Origin of the sequence: Bacillus sp. PDNC022 (assembly GCF_016919285.1) — a bacterium.
In the GTDB taxonomy this organism is placed as follows: domain Bacteria; phylum Bacillota; class Bacilli; order Bacillales; family Bacillaceae; genus Bacillus; species Bacillus safensis.
In genome coordinates this window covers 1,369,600-1,388,192 of sequence record NZ_CP070345.1, presented here as the reverse complement: position 1 = coordinate 1,388,192, position 18,593 = coordinate 1,369,600, and the positions used below count along the sequence as shown (strand labels likewise).

The following is an 18,593-nucleotide window of genomic DNA, read 5'->3' as shown; positions in this document are numbered from 1 at the left end:
GACATCACAAAAGACTGTAAAGAAAAAATATTGACAAATAGCATGATGAAAGCTATAATCATGTTTGTTGCTCTTAGAGGTGATACAATTGAAATGGACAGTTTATCAGTTACATCAAAAAGCTAAAAACAGCTTCGATTTTCATGAGACGGTTGACTTAAATGAACTTACTAGCCTTCATTCAGATATACGTCGCATTTCACCAGTAGAGGTGAAAGGGACTGGAGTGATCGAATCAAAGCAAGTCGCATTTGATTTAACCATCACAGGTGAAATGACATTGCCTTGTTCAAGAACGCTTGTTGATGTAAATTATCCATTTGCGATTTCAACGAAAGAACTATTTGTACTTCATAAGACAGACGATATAGAAGATGAAGACGTATCTGTTGTAGAAGACGATATCATCGACTTAACGCCTATAGTCAAGGAAGAAATTCTTCTTGAAGTGCCGATGCAAATCTTTTGCGACCAAACGGATGTAAAAGGTGCTGCACCACAGGAAGGGAATGACTGGGCGGTCATTTCGGAAGATGCACATCAAAACCGAATTGATCCGCGTCTGGAAGGCTTGAAGAAGCTCTTAGAAGAAAATAATGAATCTTAACTCTTTAAGGAGGTGGGAATAATGGCTGTACCTTTTAGAAGAACTTCTAAAATGAAAAAAAGATTGCGTCGTACGCATTTCAAACTACAAGTACCTGGTATGGTAGCTTGCCCAGAATGCGGTGAAATGAAAATTTCTCATCGTGTCTGCAAATCTTGCGGAACATACAAAGGCAAAGACGTAAAAAGCAACTAATGCTTGATAAAAAAGCGTAAGGGAATCTTCCCTTGCGTTTTTTTATTTGTCTATTTTTTAGGTTTCTCTCCTGCAAATAGTCTATCTACTCTAGTAAGCGCATATGATGTGGTATTCAGATTCAGGGGGGATGATCAATTGACGATTACAAGGCAGGACGCATGGACACAAGATGAAGATTTACTTTTAGCAGAAGTCGTCTTAAGGCACATTCGAGATGGAGGAACGCAGCTTTCCGCATTTGAGGAAGTCGGGAAAGCATTGTCAAGAACAGCTGCAGCATGTGGATTCAGATGGAACTCATACGTCAGAAAACAATATCAGGCAGGCATTGAGCTGGCGAAAAAACAGCGAAAAGAACTGCGTAAAAAGATTGGGATTCATTCCTCGGGTTTACCGCAAAATACGTTAACGATAGAAGAAAAGGCAACTTCAGATCAGGCTGAATTGACCTTGCGAGAAGTGATTCAGTTCTTAGAGCAGCTTGAAAAAGAACCTGCTGGCTCTGCTTATTTACGCGAAGAACTGGCGGATGCACAGCATCAACTGAAGTCGCTCACGGAAGAAAATGAACACTTGAAGCGGCAATTAAAAATGACAGAAGAAGATTACCGGGCACTCATTGGGATTGTTGAAAGAGTCAAACAGAATATCAACTTAAAAGAATATGCTAAATAAGAAAACGCCCCTCACAGAGAAAGGAGGGGCGTTTTGCCATCATTGATTATGCGGATTCACCTGTATTCTTTTGGATATGGGCAGGTTCCCAGATGAGTGGATTTTCACCTTTATCGCGTTCCATATCATATTTTACTGCTTCAAAGCCCATTTTATCCCAAAAACCAGCAGATTTGACGCGTGGATTGGTCCGGATTGGCAGTCCGAAAGATTTGGCGAAATCAACAAGTGCCTCGCCGTACCCTTTACGCTGATACCCAGGAAGCACTTCCAGCTTCCACAGCTCTAAATAATCATGATTGTGGTCAAAGTACGTTGTCGTCGAGCCGTCCACTTGATAAAGGCTCATACGTGCGACCAGCTTATCTCCAAAATAAATCCCGTAAAATGGAGAGTTGCTGTCATTTTCAATCATATTACTTTCAAGGTCTTCAAGCATGGATAGTTCTTGTATACCATATTCCTTAAATTGTTTAAATTCCTCTAAAGTTTTGTAATTGATTAGAAGTCGTTTTACTTGTGTCATATGATCTTCCCCCTTACACACATAATGTCGACAGTGATGTCATTGAAGGCGTTTTCATCCCATCCGCCTTAAAAAGTTTTTACACTTATTATTATAGTTTTTAAATTAAAAAAATTCAATCGCGGCGCGCTATCTGCTTTTTGCTTCGCGGCTTGAAACTGTTAAAATGGTTGATATGATGAAGTAAACAGAAAAAGGGAAGTGCGGCAGTTGAATATTGGAATCATTGGCGGCGGTGCGATTGGTCTGCTTTGTGCCAGTTATTTATCACAACATCATGACATCACTGTTTTGACAAGAAGAAAAGAACAGGCAGAGGAGATTCGAACATCAGGAATTAAGCGAACGGTAAAAGGAGAGACATTCCAGTCGGCTGCCGAGGCAAGGGCAGGGATTACAGGAGTATTTGATCTGCTTATTGTGACGGTGAAATATCACCATTTGCAAGAGGTGCTTGATGAACTATCGACATTACCTCGTCAGCGAATCTTATTTTTACAGAATGGAATGGCACACTTATTAGATTTAGAAAAATGGGACACGCCGCATTCGATATATATAGGTGTCGTAGAGCACGGGGCCATGAAGGTATCAGACCACGCAGTGAACCATACAGGGATCGGTGTCATCAAGTGGGGAGCTTTTCATCCTGAGGATGCAGCTGATGTGAGAAATGCTTTGAATGAAACGCCGGCTCATTTTCAGATGATTTATATGGATGAATGGAAAAAAGTGCTGGAGGAAAAACTGCTAGTTAATGTCTGCATTAACCCGCTCACGGCTTTATTGCACGTGAAAAATGGGGAATTGATCGGAAATCCTTCATATGAATACATGATGAAATGTGCATTTGAAGAAGCATTGTCGATTCTAGGTCTGCCTGAAAAAGAGCGGCTCTGGTCACACGTCGTTTCAATTTGTAAGAAAACGGCCGCCAATCAATCGTCAATGCTTCAAGATATCGTCAAAGGCCGTGAAACCGAAAGAAAAGCGATCGTTGGCTATCTTTTAGAAAAGGCTCAAGCTCAAGAGATTATGGCGCCACATCTTACTTTCTTCAATCGAAGCTTGGAAGTATTGGAAAAAAAGCAAACAAAATCTTTTGAGTGAGCTCATTTACATGCTATACTTTTTTCGGGAAACTAACTATTTATTTTATTGAAGAAAGGAAGTTCTAAACATGCAATTGACTGAACTTTCCATCCGAAGTCAGAATTTATTCATACGTGATTATATAGAAGAAAAAAAAGAGATGACTGCTTTTTTTGATTATGATATACATTCTGAGCACACATGGAAAAAGAGATACGACGATCTCATGGAAATGAGCTTCCCGCGCGAGGCTTTAGCAGATTATATGAGCGCATACCACGCAAAGTTTGAATCGGCAGCGATGCGTCAGAACATTGAAAAGATCCGTGACGAACGGAGTGTCATGGTGGTTGGAGGGCAGCAGGCTGGCCTACTGACAGGGCCGCTTTATACCATACATAAAATCATATCCATTATTCAGTTCGCAAAGGAAAAAGAATCAGCGCTTGGCGTTCCTGTGATTCCAGTCTTTTGGGTAGCAGGTGAGGATCATGACGTAGATGAAATTAATTTTGTCTACACATCTGGTGAAAAAGGTCCAGTCAAGCAAAAGCTGCCATTACATAGCGTCAAAAAAACTGCTGCAAAAAGAACACCGCTGCATCAAGAAAAAACAGAGAAGTGGCTCCGTGATGTGTTTTCAACGTATGAGGAATCTGCATATACAAATGACTTGCTTGATCAGCTTCTTCGATGTTTACGCAAATCACAAACATTTACTGATTTCTTTGAATGGATTGTATGCGACCTTTTTGAAGAAGATGGACTGCTTCTATTTAATTCAGGAGACTTAGGCGTCAAACCACTTGAGCGTACGTTATTCAAGCACATTGTCGAGACAAATGATGCGGTCACATCTCGCTTGAATGAAACGCAGGCTGCCATGAAACGAGCGGGATATCAGCCAATCATTGAAGCTGGTGATAATCAGGCGAACCTGTTTTACGAATATGATGAGGAGCGTTTCCTTATTGAAAAAGAGAACGGCCAGTTTTCTATATCAGAAGTGGGGCTTACATGGACTAAAGAAGAGCTTTTGCAGGAAATTGAGGAGCACCCAGAACGGTTCAGTAACAATGTGGTGACGCGTCCCTTAATGCAGGAAACCCTTCTCCCGACACTTGCTTTTATGGCAGGACACGGTGAAGTCAACTATTGGGGAGAGCTGAAAGGAATTTTTGAGCACTTTAAATTAAAGATGGCACCTGTTCTTCCAAGACTGCACGTGACCATTCTTGAAAGGCACATCGACAAGAAGCTGCCAGTCAGAGAGCTCACGGTAGAAGAAGTGCTCACAAGCGGAGTAAAAGAAAAGAAAGAGGCTCACTTTGAGCAAAGCCTTCCAGACAGCTTTGTTCAAGCTGTTGATCATGCAAAACGTGAATTAGCAAATGTTCATGGCGTATTGAGGCAAGAAGCACTGGAAGTTGAACCAAACTTCGAGCAGCTGCTAGATAAAAATGCCAAATTTATCGAAGACCAGCTTCAATTTGTTTATCAAAAGGTAGCGCAGCGTGTGGAAGAGAAGGAAGGATATATCCTTCGAGATTTTGAACGGATTGAAAACAGTTTAAAACCACTAGATGCCCCGCAAGAAAGAATTTGGAATATCATGTACTTTTTAAACAAATATGGTCCAGAATTCTTCAAAACGTTCAAAAATCTGCCATTTTCATTTCAAAACAAGCAGCAAATTGTCAAACTTTGAAATAAAGTTTTAATGAACCCTGACTAGTTCAGGGTTTTTTTTTATGTAGAAACAGTGTAAAATAAGTTTTGTGGAGAGAAGTGGTGGATAGTGGAGAGTAAGGGTGAGAAAGTGGGGCTCTGATTATCATGTTCATGGGTGAATACCAACATACGATTGATACAAAAGGGCGCATGATCATCCCTGCTAAATTTAGAGACGGTCTCGGAGAACAGTTTGTGCTGACGAGAGGGCTTGATCAATGTTTATTTGGCTACCCTATGAGTGAGTGGAAACTAATCGAAGAGAAACTCAAAGCACTGCCGCTAACGAAAAAAGATGCACGTGCGTTTACCCGGTTCTTCTTCTCCGGCGCAGTTGAATGCGATCTGGACAAGCAGGGGCGCATTAACATCGCATCAAACCTACTCCAATATGCAAAACTCGAAAAAGAATGTGTGGTCATCGGCGTTTCAAATCGAATTGAGTTGTGGAGTAAGTCGATCTGGGAACAATATACAGAAGAGCAAGAAGATTCTTTTGCTGAAATTGCTGAAAACATGATTGGATTTGATATATAATAATCCCTTGTGCAGCAAGCTTTCTACACATTCATTTCTATTTGAAAAAGGTGGGACCATAACATCATGTTCCAACATGAGACAGTATTATTAAAAGAAACAGTTGACGGTTTAAACGTCAAAGAAGACGGTACATATGTAGACTGCACGCTAGGCGGAGCAGGACACAGCTCATATTTACTATCTCAACTATCAGAAAAAGGTACATTAATTGGATTTGACCAAGACGATGCTGCACTGGATCATGCACGAGAGAAGCTCGCGGATTCTAAAGCGAACATTCTTTTCATAAAAAGCAACTTCCGATATTTAAAAGAACGTCTGAATGAACAAGGTATTACAAGCGTAGACGGTGTGATTTTTGACCTTGGGGTTTCATCGCCTCAGCTCGACACACCAGAGAGAGGCTTTAGTTATCATCATGATGCACCTCTTGACATGCGAATGGATCAAACAGCCGCATTGTCGGCAAAACAAGTGGTGAATGAATGGCCATTTGAAGATCTAGTTCGGATTTTCTACAAATATGGGGAAGAAAAATTCAGCAAGCAAATCGCACGCAAAATTGAAGAAGCTAGAAAAAAAGCGCCAATTGAAACAACAGGTGAGCTTGTCGACATTATCAAAGAAGGAATTCCCGCACCTGCAAGACGAACAGGCGGACATCCAGCAAAAAGAGTGTTTCAAGCGATCCGAATTGCTGTAAATGATGAATTAAAAGTTTTTGAAGAAGCACTAGAACAAGCAATAGAGTTACTCAATCCGAAGGGGAGAATTTCTGTCATTACATTCCATTCACTTGAAGACCGGATTTGTAAAAGTACATTTAAAGAAATGTCTTCTCTTCCAGAACTTCCGCACGGACTACCAGTGATTCCAGAAGGACTTGAACCAAAACTGAAGCTGATCACGAGAAAACCAATCGTTGCATCAGAACAAGAGCTGGAACATAACAACCGTGCCCGTTCAGCGAAGCTCCGAATTGCAGAAAAAAAGTAAAACGACACCATAGATGATGATAAAAAGGAGGTTTCTTATGAGTAATTTGGCTTACCAAAGAGAAGTAAAGCAATATCAAACAGAGCAGCAAGGCCAATCGGTGGTTATCAAAAGACGAGGTTCTATCACACTTGGTGAAAAAATCTTACTTGTCATGTTTGTCATGGCTCTCATGTGCAGCTCCATTCTCATCATTTCTAAAGCCTTTGCTGTCTATCACGCCAATATCGAGGTGCAGAAATTAGAACAGCAAGTATCTTTAGAATCGAAGAAGATCACTGAGCTTCAAAAAGAAAAAGACTTGCTGAGTGAACCCGAGAGAGTCATTGATACTGCGAAAAAAGCAGGTTTCATCATTTCGAAAGATGTGAAGAAGGTCGATTAAGATGGCGATGCCTAAAAAGAATAAAATGATGAACAGAGGCGCGGCAATTGCGAGTATTTGCTTCGCCCTGTTTTTCTTTATCATCCTTGCACGTTTTATCTATATTCAGATTACAGGAACGGTCGATGGCCAAGTGTTAGCCGCAAAGGCGAATGAACAATATCAATCAAAGAAAACACTTGAAGCTAAAAGAGGGTCTATTTTAGACCGAAATGGGAATGTGATTGCAGAGGATACTTCTGTCTATAAGCTCATTGCAGTCATGAGCAAGAAAATGACGGTCGATCCAAAGCACCCAATGCATGTCGTCGACAAAGAAAAAACAGCCAAAGAGCTGTCAAAAGTAATTGATATGAGCGAAAGCGAAATTTTAAAGCGTCTGAATACAAAAGATGCGTTCCAAGTTGAGTTTGGTAAAGCTGGGAAAGATATCAGTTTTTCAACAAAAGAAAAAATTGAAAAGCTAAAGCTTCCAGGGATCGCATTTGAAAAAGACACGAAGCGATATTATCCAAACGGCATGTTTGCTTCGAATCTAATCGGTTATGCAAGATTAGATGAGGCGACGAAGGACATGTCAGGCGCGATGGGACTTGAGAAGGCACTGAACAAATATTTAAAAGAAAAAGACGGCTATGTGACATATAACAGTGACAGAAGCGGATGGGCACTTCCAAATAGTAAAGAAGACATTGTCGCTCCGAAGAATGGAAAAAACGTCACGCTGACTATCGATCAAAAAATTCAAGCGTTCCTTGAAGAAAGTATGACGCAGGTTGCCAAAAAATATAAACCGAAGAAAATCATTGCCACAGTCGTTGACCCAAAAACGGGAAAGGTGCTCGCAATGGGACAGCGGCCAAGCTTTAATTTAAATGAATTAGACATTACGAATTATAACAATGATGTCATTTCATATGCGTTTGAGCCAGGTTCAACGATGAAAATCTTTACACTTGCTGCGGCAATTCAAGAAGGGGTCTACCAAGGCAATGATAAATATCAATCCGGTACTTATAAAGTAGGCGGCGGCCTTGTAAGAGATCACAACAACGGAAATGGCTGGGGGAAAATTGACTTTCATCAAGGGGTTCTCCGTTCGTCAAACGTAGCTTTTGCAAAGCTGGCAAAAGAAAAACTAGGCTTCACGCGATACGAACAATATTTACAAAAATTCCATTTCTACGACAAAACAGGCATTGACTTGCCGAACGAAGCGTCTAGTAAAATCAATTACAGATACGAATATGACAAAGCATCGACGGCTTATGGTCAAGCGTCTGCTATTACACCGATTCAACAAATCCAAGCAGCGACAGCGGTAGCGAACGGTGGAACGATGATGAAGCCATATGTCATTGATCATATTACAGACCCGAACACAAACAAAACGATTTTACAGCACGAACCAACAGTAGCTGGAAAACCAATTTCCTCTGATACAGCAAAGCAAGTCCGTGATATTTTAGGTGAGGTTGTTTCTTCGAAAATTGGAACAGGTCAGCCTTACCAAATCAAAGGCTTTGACGTTGCTGGAAAAACAGGTACAGGACAAATTGGCGGTGCCGGCGGTTACCTCCAGGGAAGAAACGATTACGTCTTTTCATTTATGGGAATGGCGCCAAAAGATGATCCGAAGCTGCTCGTTTATGTCGCTGTACAGCAGCCGCAGCTGTCTGACACAGAAACAGGCTCTGCCCCAGTTGCACAAATCTTTAACCCAGTGATGAAAAATAGTTTGCTATATTTAAATATTGCACCAACAAAAACAGACGATAAAAAATCAGGCGGACAAAAAGTGAAACAAGAAACAATGCCTTCATTCCTAGATTTAGAAGTGAAGCAGGCGGAAACAGAAGCCAAAAATAAAAACTTAACGCCTATTGTTATCGGCGACGGCCTCTCCATTAAACGACAGTGGCCAAGTGCAGGCTCTGAATTCTCTGAAAGCCAGAAAGTCTTCTTGAAAACAGCAGGAAAAACCATGAAGATGCCTGATATGACAGGCTGGTCGAGAAGGGAAGTCCTTCAATATGCCTCCATTTCCGATGTGCATATAGAAACAAAGGGACAAGGATATGCTGTCAAACAAAGTGTGAAAAGTGGAGCAGAGATTTCAGATAAAGTCATCACTGTGACATTTAAAAGCCCGAGTTAACTGCAAAACCTAGCAAACGACTTGCTAGGTTTTTTCTTTTGCCAAGCGGGATAGACGAGACGTTCTACATAAGGACGGGCCTGCATATGATGGAAACAAGCCATATGTATGTAAGGAGTGAACCGGGCGTGCGAGTATCAAGTGTAACAGTGAGAAAACGATTGCTTTTCGTGCTGCTGTTTGGGGTGATCATTTTTTTCATCATAGATATTAGATTAGGATATGTACAGTTTATTATGGGCGAGAAGCTGACAAGCTTAGCAAAAGATTCATGGAGCCGGAACCTCCCGTTCGAACCAGAAAGGGGAGATATTTTGGACCGAAATGGGGTAGAGCTTGCAACAAATAAAAGTGCCCCATCTATATTGGTCGTCCCCCGGCAAATTAAAGATCCCGCAGAAACAAGTAAGAAATTGGCGGCAGTCCTGAATATGTCTGAGGAGAAAGCGTACAAGCACGTCACAAAGAAAACATCAATCGAACGAATTTCTCCAGAAGGGAGAAAAGTATCTCATGAAAAAGCAAAAGAAGTCAGAGAGCTTGATTTAGATGGCGTTTATGTTGCGGAAGACAGCATCAGACACTATCCGTTTGGCAGTTTTCTTTCTCATGTGCTTGGCTTCGCCGGAATTGATAATCAAGGGTTACTTGGACTGGAAGCCTATTATGACGATGACCTAAAAGGTGAAAAAGGCTCTGTCAAGTTCTATTCCGATGCAAAAGGGCAAAAAATGCCAGATGAAGCAGATGATTATACACCGCCTAAAGATGGTCTTGATATGAAATTAACTGTCGATGCGAAAGTACAAACCATTATAGAACGTGAATTAGACAATGCGCAGGCAAAATATAACCCAGATGGCATGATTGCGATTGCGATGAATCCGAAGAACGGTGAAGTACTTGGGATGTCGAGCAGACCGGATTTTGATCCAGCGGATTATCAATCAGTTGACTCGAAAGTGTTTAACCGAAATCTACCGGTGTGGAGCACATATGAGCCAGGTTCGACATTTAAAATTATTACACTTGCAGCAGCACTAGAAGAGAAAAAAGTCAATTTAAAACGCGATCATTTTTTTGACAGCGGATCTGTGACAGTTGATGGTGCAAGACTTAGGTGCTGGAAAAAAGGCGGACACGGATCACAGTCATTTTTAGAAGTGGTTCAAAACTCCTGTAACCCCGGCTTTGTTGAGCTAGGCGATCGTCTTGGAAAGGATAAATTATTTTCCTATATTAAAAATTTCGGGTTTGGCCAAAAAACAGGAATCGATCTTCAAGGGGAAGGGCGAGGCATTTTGTTCCCGCTGGACCGGGTTGGTCCTGTAGAGCAGGCGACAACTGCCTTTGGTCAAGGTGTATCTGTTACGCCGATACAGCAAGTGGCTGCCGTCGCAGCTGCGGTAAATGGCGGAACACTTTACACGCCATACATTGCAAAAGAATGGATAGATCCAATCACAAAAGAGGTTGTGAAAAAGCAATCGCCGATTGCCAAAAAGAAAGTGATTTCAGCAGAAACATCAAAAGAAATCAGATATGCGCTTGAAAGTGTAGTCGCTCAAGGGACTGGCCGAAATGCATTTGTTGAAGGTTATCGAGTTGGCGGGAAAACAGGGACAGCACAGAAGGTAAAGGACGGCAAGTACATGGAAAATAATCACATTGTGTCGTTTATCGGATTTGCGCCTGCTGATGATCCAAGTATCGTTGTATATGTGGCAGTAGATAACCCGAAAGGCACCATTCAATTTGGTGGGACAGTTGCAGCACCAATTGTTGGTCATATTATGCGGGACAGCCTGCCTGAGATGGGTGTGAAAAAAAGAAAAGGACAAATTGAAAAGAAGTACCAGTGGCTGGACACAAAAACCATTGAAGTACCGAATCTTGTAGGGGGATCTGTTTCAGACCTTGAATCCTTACTGATTAACCTGAAGATCGATGCTTCTGGAACTGGCAGTAAAGTGGTGAAGCAATCGCCTGCTGCCGGGACAAAAGTCAAAGAAGGCTCCACCATCAGATTATACTTAAACGATGAATAATAAAGAATGAACAGAGGGTAGCCGCACTCATTCGGCTGCCTCTTTTTGTTGAAAGAGAAGGTCTGTTTGAAAAAAAGAGCCTAAAGTGTGTTTTTTCCAAGAGAAACTTAAGGAATACGCTGGATGTATCCTTTTTTTTACGATAAAATATAGACTGTGTGTTTTTTTCACAAGACATGCACGTGAACGAATTTGAGAGGTTTGATATGAAATGAAATTACAAGAACTCCTTACATACTTTAAAAGTGAAAACAACGAATTAATAAACGAAAATCCTGATATCACTTCCATTGAAATGGATTCAAGAGAGGTGAAAAAAGGAAGCCTTTTTGTCTGTATAAAAGGCTATACAGTAGATGGACACGATTATGCTGAAAAAGCGGTGAAAAGCGGGGCTGCAGCGATTGTAGCAGAACACCCTCTTAACATAACAGTTGTACCAGTCATTATTGTGAAACACTCTCAAAGAGCTCTTGCAAGAATAGCTGATGCGTTTTACGAGCAGCCAACTCATAAGCTGAATCTCATCGGGATCACAGGCACAAACGGAAAAACTTCCACAACACACATGATTGAACAAATGATGAGAAAAGCCGAAAAGAAAACAGGCTTAATCGGTACGATGTATATGAAGGTGAATGATGACATTCTCGATGTGAAAAACACGACACCTGAAAGTGTCACGCTTCAGAAAACCTTTAAACAGATGCTTGATCAAGATGTAGATACAGCCATTATGGAAGTATCATCACATGCACTGCATCTTGGCAGGGTTCATGGATGTGATTATGATATTGCTGTATTCACAAACCTTTCGCAGGACCATCTTGACTACCACAACACAATGGAAGAATATAAACATGCGAAAAGCTTACTATTCTCGCAGCTTGGCAGTGCCTTTCATCACGATAAGCCGAAGCATGCGATTTTAAATGCAGATGATGACGCTTCGAGTTATTATGAAAAAGTTACAGCTGCTGAAGTCATGACATATGGCTTAGAGCAAGAAGCAGATGTCATGGCAAAGAATATTCAAATCAAGCCGAAGGGAACTCAATTTGATTTGATCACTCCAATTGGCACAAAAAATGTGACAGTTGCCCTCATCGGAAAGTTTAATGTGTACAACATCCTGGCAGCTGTATCAGTAGGGATCGTATCTGGCTTAACATTTGATACAATTGTGAGTGCTATTGAAGAGCTGGAGGGAGTCAAAGGCCGATTTGAACTTGTGAACTGTGATCAAGATTTCCCTGTCATCGTCGATTACGCCCATACACCTGACAGCTTAGAAAATGTCCTTACAACGTGTAGAGAATTAACAGAGGGCAAAATTTTCTGTGTGATAGGCTGCGGCGGCGACCGTGATAAAACAAAGCGTCCTCAAATGGCCCAAATCGCTGTGAAGTATGCAGATGAGCCTGTATTTACATCAGACAACCCAAGAAGCGAAGATCCTTCAGCTATTTTAAAGGACATGGAAAATGGGGTGCCAGACGCATATTATCATAGCTTTGTGAATCGTAAACAAGCCATCTTTTTTGCAATTGCCAATGCGAAAAAAGGTGATACAGTCTTAATAGCGGGTAAAGGTCATGAGACATATCAAATCGTTGGCGATCAAGTTTACGATTTTGATGATGCAAAGGTTGCTATGGACGCTATTTTAGATCTAAACAAATCTTAAAATGATGAAAAGAGTGTAATGAAATGAAGCATTTTGTACAAAAACAACATACGAAGAACGCGAATGAATACCTTAATAATGAATGCAATTTTCAGATGAAAAACGGCTTTGGAAATTCGGAAGGAGTAAAGAACGATGCTTGAACAGGTGATATTGTTTACAATCATAATGGGATTTTTAATCAGTGTTCTTTTATCCCCGATTTTTATTCCGTTTTTAAGAAGACTTAAATTTGGTCAAAGTATTAGAGAAGAAGGACCACAGTCTCACCAAAAGAAATCAGGTACTCCGACAATGGGCGGAATTATGATTATCTTTTCTATCACAATTACGACGATTGTGATGATCAACAAATTTTCTGAGATTAGTCCAGAAATGTTTTTATTGTTATTTGTCACGCTTGGCTACGGTCTATTAGGATTTTTAGATGATTATATTAAAGTAGCGATGAAACGAAACCTCGGTTTAACATCGAAGCAGAAATTAATCGGTCAAATTGTGATCGCGGTGATTTTTTATGCAGTTTTCCATTATTATCAGTTTGCAACGACGATTCGTATTCCAGGAACAGATGTCAGCTTTGATTTAGGATGGGCTTACTTTATCCTTGTCGTTTTCATGCTTGTTGGAGGTTCTAATGCCGTGAACTTAACGGATGGACTGGATGGTCTATTATCTGGAACCGCTGCAATTGCCTTCGGAGCCTTTGCTATACTGGCTTGGAATCAATCACAGTACGATGTAGCGATCTTTTCAGTAGCTGTTGCTGGAGCCGTCCTTGGGTTTCTTGTGTTTAACGCGCATCCTGCAAAAGTATTTATGGGTGATACAGGCTCGCTTGCTTTAGGCGGAGCGATTGTAGCGATTGCCATTTTAACAAAGCTTGAAATTTTGCTTGTCATTATTGGAGGAGTATTTGTTGTCGAAACGTTATCCGTTATTCTTCAAGTGATCTCCTTTAAAACAACTGGAAAAAGAATCTTTAAGATGAGTCCGCTTCACCACCACTATGAGTTAGTTGGCTGGTCTGAGTGGAGAGTAGTTGTCACCTTCTGGACAGCTGGTTTATTACTTGCTGTTTTAGGAATTTACATCGAGGTGTGGTTATAATTGAATAAGATGCAAATGTTAAAAAACGAACATGTACTAGTATTAGGTCTTGCAAAAAGCGGATATGCGGCAGCTTCCATTCTTCATGAGCATGGAGTAAATGTTACAGTAAATGACCAAAAGCCGTTTGAAGAAAATGAACCTGCTCAGCTTCTATCTGAAAAGGGGATTGATGTCATTTGTGGCAGCCATCCTCTTCGTATATTCGATGATAAAGAAATTACAATTTTAATTAAAAACCCGGGAATTCCATATGAAAATGTGATGGTTCAAGAAGCGATTCGCCGCCAAATTCCAGTTTGGACGGAAATAGAATTAGCTTATCATTTAACCTCAGCTCCTTTTATTGGGATTACTGGATCAAATGGAAAAACCACTACCACGACTTTGATTTATGAAATGCTGAAACAAGACAGTCAAAAAACTTTAGTGGCAGGTAATATTGGAACAGTTGCCAGCGAAGTCGCTGCAAATGCAGCTGGCGATGAGTGGATCGTAACAGAGCTCTCCTCTTTTCAGTTAATGGGAACCGTTGACTTTAGACCTAAAATCAGCTTAATATTAAATATTTTTGATGCCCATTTAGACTATCACCATACTCGTGATGAATATGAAAAAGCAAAGCAGAAAGTTTACGCACATCAACTTGATGATGACATAGCAGTCATTAACCTCGATGATCCATCGGTCGTAAAACTGGCTGAAGCTTCAAAAGCAAAAAAAGTGTTTTTCTCCGTGAAAGAGCAAGTAGAACATGGTGCGTATATTAAAAATGGTGCGATCTACTACATGAATGAACACATTATCGATTTAAAGAGTGTTGTTCTTCCTGGTGAGCATAACCAAGAAAACATTTTGGCAGCTATTTGTGTGGTGAAAAATGCAGGCTGTTCAAATGAAGCAATCGCACACGTTCTCACGACATTTAGTGGAGTGAAGCATCGTCTGCAGTTTGTAGAAACAATTCAAAGCAGAAAATTCTATAACGATAGTAAAGCCACCAATATACTGGCAACAAGTAAAGCATTGTCAGCTTTTAAGCAGCCGACTATTTTATTAGCCGGCGGACTTGATCGCGGCAATGAATTTGATGAATTGAAACCTTTTATGAAAAATGTAAAAGGAATTATTACATTTGGTGAGACGGCACCTAAGTTTGTGAAGCTTGGTGAAGAACTGGGAATACATCACGTAAAACATGTCGATAATGTTGAACAAGCAGTACCTGCGGCGTTTAACATTTCTGAAGAAGAAGACGTGATTTTATTATCTCCGGCTTGTGCAAGCTGGGATCAGCATAAAACATTTGAAGAACGTGGAGACATGTTTGTAAACGCCGTGCATATGCTTAAATAAGGGCTTGTCTCTCATATGACTGACAGCCCAAATGAAATTATGCTTGGGGTGTCGGTCTCTTGACGAATAAGAAAACTTCTCCGGATTTTTTGCTTGTTGTCATTACGTTACTTTTATTGACGATTGGTTTAATTATGGTGTACAGCGCTAGTGCTGTGTGGGCATCGTATAAATTTGATGATTCGTTTTATTTTGCTAAAAGACAGCTTTTGTTTGCCGGAATCGGAGTTATCGCGATGTTTTTCATTATGCGAGTCGATTATTGGACGTGGCGGACTTGGTCAAAGATATTGATTGCTGTTTGTTTTCTCCTTTTGCTTCTTGTACTTATTCCTGGTATCGGTATGGAGAGAAATGGATCAAGAAGCTGGATCGGTGTCGGTGCGTTTAGTATTCAGCCCTCTGAATTTATGAAGCTTGCGATGATTGCGTTTCTTGCAAAATTCTTATCTGAAAAACAAAAAAATATCACATCCTTTCGTAAAGGTTTCGCACCAGCATTAGGCATTGTGTTTTCTGCATTTGCCATCATAATGCTTCAGCCAGATTTAGGAACAGGGACTGTAATGGTGGGAACCTGTATTATTATGATATTTGTTTCAGGTGCGAGAATTGCTCACTTTATATTTCTCGGTCTTTTAGGGCTCAGCGGATTTGCTGCACTTGTCTTGTCAGCCCCCTACCGTATAAAACGAATTACATCGTACTTAAATCCTTGGGAAGATCCACTAGGCAGTGGGTTTCAAATTATTCAATCCTTATACGCTGTTGGTCCAGGCGGTCTGTTCGGAATGGGTCTCGGTCAAAGCAGACAAAAATTCTTTTATTTACCTGAGCCTCAAACGGACTTCATCTTTGCGATATTGTCTGAAGAGCTTGGCTTTATAGGAGGATCACTCATTTTGCTGCTCTTTAGTGTTCTATTATGGAGAGGCATACGAATAGCACTTGGAGCCCCAGACTTATACGGAAGTTTCCTAGCAGTTGGTATTATTTCAATGGTTGCCATTCAAGTGATGATTAATATCGCAGTTGTTACTGGACTTATCCCTGTGACAGGTATCACGCTCCCATTCCTAAGTTATGGCGGCTCATCGCTGACATTAATGCTGATGGCAATTGGCGTACTTTTGAATGTAAGCAGGTACGCTAGATATTAATGTGCTGCTAGTTCATGAAACCATGGTGACATTTATTTTGCAAAAGTACAAAAAAATGATTTGAAGAGTAGAAATGACAGGTTTTGTATTGAAAACATGTTTTTTGACTCTTCTTTACAGGTTTTAACGGAGCCCTGTTGTTTAAAACAGGGTTTATACTTTGTTCAGAGCAGAAAAAAATTGAGGGGAAATGGTATAATGCGTATAGTAATCAGTGGAGGCGGAACAGGCGGACATATTTATCCGGCCTTAGCTTTTATTAAAGAAGTGAAAAGACTGCATCCTGATGTAGAATTTTTATATATTGGTACTGAAAATGGACTGGAAAAGAAAATTGTAGAAAGAGAAAATATCCCTTTCAAGTCCATAGAAATTTCAGGTTTTAAAAGAAAGCTTTCTTTTGATAACGTAAAAACGGTGATGAGATTTCTAAAAGGCGTTCAAAAAAGCAAATCTTACTTAAAGGAATTTAAGCCAGATGCGGTCATTGGAACAGGTGGTTATGTGTGCGGCCCTGTCGTTTATGCAGCTTCTAAGCTGAAAATCCCGACCATTATTCACGAACAGAACAGCCTGCCTGGTATCACAAATAAGTTTTTGGCGAGATATGTTGATAAGGTAGCCATCTGCTTTGAAGAAGCAAAGGCACATTTTCCTTCTGAAAAGGTTGTATTTACGGGAAACCCTAGAGCCTCTGAAGTCGTCTCTATAAAAGAGGGGAAATCTCTGAAAGAGTTTGGGCTGGATGAAAAGAAAAAAACGGTTCTTATTTTTGGCGGGAGCCGGGGTGCTGCTCCGATTAATAGAGCAGTCATTGACATGCAAGATGAATTAAAAGCTAAGAACTATCAGCTTTTATATATCACAGGTGAGGTTCATTATGAAAAAGTGCTGAACGAACTAAAGGAAAAGGGTGCAGCACCTAATATGCTCACAAAGCCTTTCTTGCATCAAATGCCGGAGTACTTGAAATCGATTGATGTGATTGTTGCAAGAGCGGGAGCCACAACGATTGCTGAAGTGACAGCCCTTGGAATTCCAACTATTTTTATTCCAAGTCCATACGTGACGGCAAATCACCAGGAAATCAATGCAAGATCACTAGAAAAGCATGATGCTGCAATCGTTTTAAGAGAATCAGAGCTTTCTGGAGAGAGCCTCCTTCATGCCATTGATGAAATTGCTGGTAATGAAGAAAAATTAAACGAGATGAGCCGTTTAACAAAAGAACTCGGAGTACCAGATGCGGCTGGACGTTTATATAATGTATTAAAAGAAATTACGACTACATGATGGAATGATATTAGGTAAGGCGGAGGGTAATATGGAGAACTTGAAGAATGAATTATTAGAAGCGCAAGTCGGTAAAGTGCTTGAAAATGAGCCGCTTGCAAACCATACGACAATGAAAATAGGCGGGCCGGCAGATCTATTGATCGTTCCTAAAGATATCGATGCAGTTAAAACGATTATGGATCAAGTAAAGAAACACCAAGCGGACTGGACTGTTATTGGGAGAGGGTCTAATTTACTCGTACTTGATAAAGGAATACGCGGTGTAGTTCTGAAGTTAGGCGCAGGACTTGATCACTTAACTGTAAATGATGAAGAAATTACAGTTGGCGGCGGCTATTCTGTTGTAAGGCTTGCAACGTCTCTAAGTAAGCAGGGGCTTTCGGGACTGGAATTTGCAGCTGGTATTCCAGGGTCTATTGGCGGCGCTGTTTATATGAACGCAGGTGCACACGGATCTGATATCAGTAAGATTCTTGTGAAAGCAAGAATCTTATTTGAAGATGGAAGCATCGAGTGGCTAACAAATGAGCAGATGAACTTTAGCTACAGAACGTCTGTCCTTCAAAAGGAACGACCAGGCATTGTTCTCGAGGCCGTGTTTAAGCTCAAACAGGATGATCGAGAGAAAATCACAAAGAAAATGCAGCAAAATAAAGACTATCGTAAGGAAACACAGCCTTATAATCGACCATGTGCCGGAAGTATTTTTCGAAATCCGCTGCCTGAATATGCAGGACAGCTTGTAGAAAAAGCGAATTTAAAAGGGTACCAAATTGGCGGAGCAAGAATCTCTGATATGCATGGCAACTTTATTGTGAACGCTGGTGGCGCTACTGCTCAAGACGTGCTGGACTTAATTCAGTACATCCAAAATAAAATTAAAGAAGACTACAATGTAGATATGCATACAGAAGTAGAAATTATCGGTGAAGCAAATTAAAAGCTAGTTTTTATGATGGCATCACGGGAAAACAAACGGCATGAAAGAATGCCGTTTGTTTTCTCATCAAATGATGATCCAAAGGTGT

At 40.7% G+C, this 18,593-nt stretch carries 17 protein-coding genes; 16 read left to right on the top strand and 1 reads right to left on the bottom strand.

Translation table 11 applies throughout. The annotated features are described in order from the left end of the window. Positions 1 to 88 precede the first annotated feature (88 nt). The 3 genes from JVX94_RS07205 to gerR all read left to right on the top strand — a co-directional run bounded on the left by JVX94_RS07205 (position 89) and on the right by gerR (position 1,480). Positions 89 to 607, top strand: coding sequence for a YceD family protein (locus tag JVX94_RS07205; RefSeq protein ID WP_019743276.1), 519 nt, complete (start codon positions 89 to 91; stop codon positions 605 to 607). Positions 608 to 628: 21 nt separating this feature from the next. Beyond that, positions 629 to 802, top strand: coding sequence for a 50S ribosomal protein L32 (gene rpmF, locus JVX94_RS07200; protein ID WP_008354700.1), 174 nt, complete (start codon positions 629 to 631; stop codon positions 800 to 802). Between the two features lie 138 nt (positions 803 to 940). Continuing rightward, complete coding sequence (gene gerR, locus JVX94_RS07195) at positions 941 to 1,480, top strand: sporulation-specific transcriptional regulator GerR (RefSeq protein WP_205185074.1); 540 nt, start codon at positions 941 to 943, stop codon at positions 1,478 to 1,480. Positions 1,481 to 1,526: 46 nt separating this feature from the next. Here the strand turns inward: gerR and JVX94_RS07190 are convergent, their stop codons facing one another. Then, positions 1,527 to 2,006 carry an N-acetyltransferase gene (locus JVX94_RS07190; protein WP_007499784.1) on the bottom strand — a complete coding sequence of 160 codons (480 nt, stop codon included), beginning with the start codon at positions 2,004 to 2,006 and terminating at the stop codon, positions 1,527 to 1,529. A 210-nt stretch (positions 2,007 to 2,216) separates the two neighbouring features. Here JVX94_RS07190 and JVX94_RS07185 point away from each other — a divergent pair, with 210 nt between their 5' ends. From JVX94_RS07185 to murB, 13 genes are all read left to right on the top strand, one after another. Beyond that, positions 2,217 to 3,116: a 2-dehydropantoate 2-reductase gene (locus JVX94_RS07185; RefSeq protein ID WP_205185071.1), complete on the top strand. Its 900-nt coding sequence runs from the start codon at positions 2,217 to 2,219 to the stop codon at positions 3,114 to 3,116. A gap of 70 nt (positions 3,117 to 3,186) precedes the next feature. Continuing rightward, positions 3,187 to 4,806 (top strand): bacillithiol biosynthesis cysteine-adding enzyme BshC, encoded by a 1,620-nt coding sequence (bshC, locus tag JVX94_RS07180; protein ID WP_205185070.1) that lies wholly within the window; start codon positions 3,187 to 3,189, stop codon positions 4,804 to 4,806. A 128-nt stretch (positions 4,807 to 4,934) separates the two neighbouring features. Then, entirely contained in the window at positions 4,935 to 5,366 is a 432-nt protein-coding gene (gene mraZ / locus JVX94_RS07175) for a division/cell wall cluster transcriptional repressor MraZ (protein WP_003211163.1), read from the top strand. 66 nt (positions 5,367 to 5,432) lie between these two features. After that, on the top strand, positions 5,433 to 6,365 hold the full coding sequence (gene rsmH, locus JVX94_RS07170; protein ID WP_024426925.1) for a 16S rRNA (cytosine(1402)-N(4))-methyltransferase RsmH: 933 nt from the start codon (positions 5,433 to 5,435) through the stop codon (positions 6,363 to 6,365). Positions 6,366 to 6,402: 37 nt separating this feature from the next. After that, the gene (gene ftsL / locus JVX94_RS07165; protein WP_095408414.1) at positions 6,403 to 6,750 is read left to right on the top strand and encodes a cell division protein FtsL; all 348 of its coding nucleotides are present in this window, start codon (positions 6,403 to 6,405) and stop codon (positions 6,748 to 6,750) included. A 7-nt stretch (positions 6,751 to 6,757) separates the two neighbouring features. Further along, the gene (locus JVX94_RS07160; RefSeq protein WP_240193832.1) at positions 6,758 to 8,908 is read left to right on the top strand and encodes a penicillin-binding protein; all 2,151 of its coding nucleotides are present in this window, start codon (positions 6,758 to 6,760) and stop codon (positions 8,906 to 8,908) included. Between the two features lie 128 nt (positions 8,909 to 9,036). Continuing rightward, positions 9,037 to 10,956 carry a stage V sporulation protein D gene (locus JVX94_RS07155; protein ID WP_111292313.1) on the top strand — a complete coding sequence of 640 codons (1,920 nt, stop codon included), beginning with the start codon at positions 9,037 to 9,039 and terminating at the stop codon, positions 10,954 to 10,956. A gap of 211 nt (positions 10,957 to 11,167) precedes the next feature. Then, the gene (locus JVX94_RS07150; protein WP_144470401.1) at positions 11,168 to 12,643 is read left to right on the top strand and encodes a UDP-N-acetylmuramoyl-L-alanyl-D-glutamate--2,6-diaminopimelate ligase; all 1,476 of its coding nucleotides are present in this window, start codon (positions 11,168 to 11,170) and stop codon (positions 12,641 to 12,643) included. 135 nt (positions 12,644 to 12,778) lie between these two features. Next, the gene (mraY, locus tag JVX94_RS07145) at positions 12,779 to 13,753 is read left to right on the top strand and encodes a phospho-N-acetylmuramoyl-pentapeptide-transferase (protein WP_003211854.1); all 975 of its coding nucleotides are present in this window, start codon (positions 12,779 to 12,781) and stop codon (positions 13,751 to 13,753) included. Between the two features lie 9 nt (positions 13,754 to 13,762). Then, positions 13,763 to 15,109 carry a UDP-N-acetylmuramoyl-L-alanine--D-glutamate ligase gene (murD, locus tag JVX94_RS07140; RefSeq protein WP_394336070.1) on the top strand — a complete coding sequence of 449 codons (1,347 nt, stop codon included), beginning with the start codon at positions 13,763 to 13,765 and terminating at the stop codon, positions 15,107 to 15,109. A 59-nt stretch (positions 15,110 to 15,168) separates the two neighbouring features. Next, positions 15,169 to 16,269, top strand: a complete 1,101-nt coding sequence (gene spoVE / locus JVX94_RS07135) for a stage V sporulation protein E (RefSeq protein WP_024424259.1) — start codon at positions 15,169 to 15,171, stop codon at positions 16,267 to 16,269. A gap of 198 nt (positions 16,270 to 16,467) precedes the next feature. Beyond that, complete coding sequence (murG, locus tag JVX94_RS07130) at positions 16,468 to 17,562, top strand: undecaprenyldiphospho-muramoylpentapeptide beta-N-acetylglucosaminyltransferase (RefSeq protein WP_095408418.1); 1,095 nt, start codon at positions 16,468 to 16,470, stop codon at positions 17,560 to 17,562. 31 nt (positions 17,563 to 17,593) lie between these two features. Further along, the gene (gene murB, locus JVX94_RS07125; RefSeq protein ID WP_048239598.1) at positions 17,594 to 18,505 is read left to right on the top strand and encodes a UDP-N-acetylmuramate dehydrogenase; all 912 of its coding nucleotides are present in this window, start codon (positions 17,594 to 17,596) and stop codon (positions 18,503 to 18,505) included. Positions 18,506 to 18,593 lie beyond the last annotated feature (88 nt).

Coding starts and splice junctions, on each gene's coding strand:
- JVX94_RS07190 (WP_007499784.1), bottom strand. CDS start 2,006: ATGACACAAGTAAAACGACTTCTAATCAATTACAAAACTTTAGAGGAA.
- mraY (WP_003211854.1), top strand. CDS start 12,779: ATGCTTGAACAGGTGATATTGTTTACAATCATAATGGGATTTTTAATC.
- rpmF (WP_008354700.1), top strand. CDS start 629: ATGGCTGTACCTTTTAGAAGAACTTCTAAAATGAAAAAAAGATTGCGT.
- JVX94_RS07150 (WP_144470401.1), top strand. CDS start 11,168: ATGAAATTACAAGAACTCCTTACATACTTTAAAAGTGAAAACAACGAA.
- murG (WP_095408418.1), top strand. CDS start 16,468: ATGCGTATAGTAATCAGTGGAGGCGGAACAGGCGGACATATTTATCCG.
- mraZ (WP_003211163.1), top strand. CDS start 4,935: ATGTTCATGGGTGAATACCAACATACGATTGATACAAAAGGGCGCATG.
- murB (WP_048239598.1), top strand. CDS start 17,594: ATGGAGAACTTGAAGAATGAATTATTAGAAGCGCAAGTCGGTAAAGTG.
- rsmH (WP_024426925.1), top strand. CDS start 5,433: ATGTTCCAACATGAGACAGTATTATTAAAAGAAACAGTTGACGGTTTA.
- JVX94_RS07160 (WP_240193832.1), top strand. CDS start 6,758: ATGCCTAAAAAGAATAAAATGATGAACAGAGGCGCGGCAATTGCGAGT.
- bshC (WP_205185070.1), top strand. CDS start 3,187: ATGCAATTGACTGAACTTTCCATCCGAAGTCAGAATTTATTCATACGT.
- murD (WP_394336070.1), top strand. CDS start 13,763: ATGCAAATGTTAAAAAACGAACATGTACTAGTATTAGGTCTTGCAAAA.
- ftsL (WP_095408414.1), top strand. CDS start 6,403: ATGAGTAATTTGGCTTACCAAAGAGAAGTAAAGCAATATCAAACAGAG.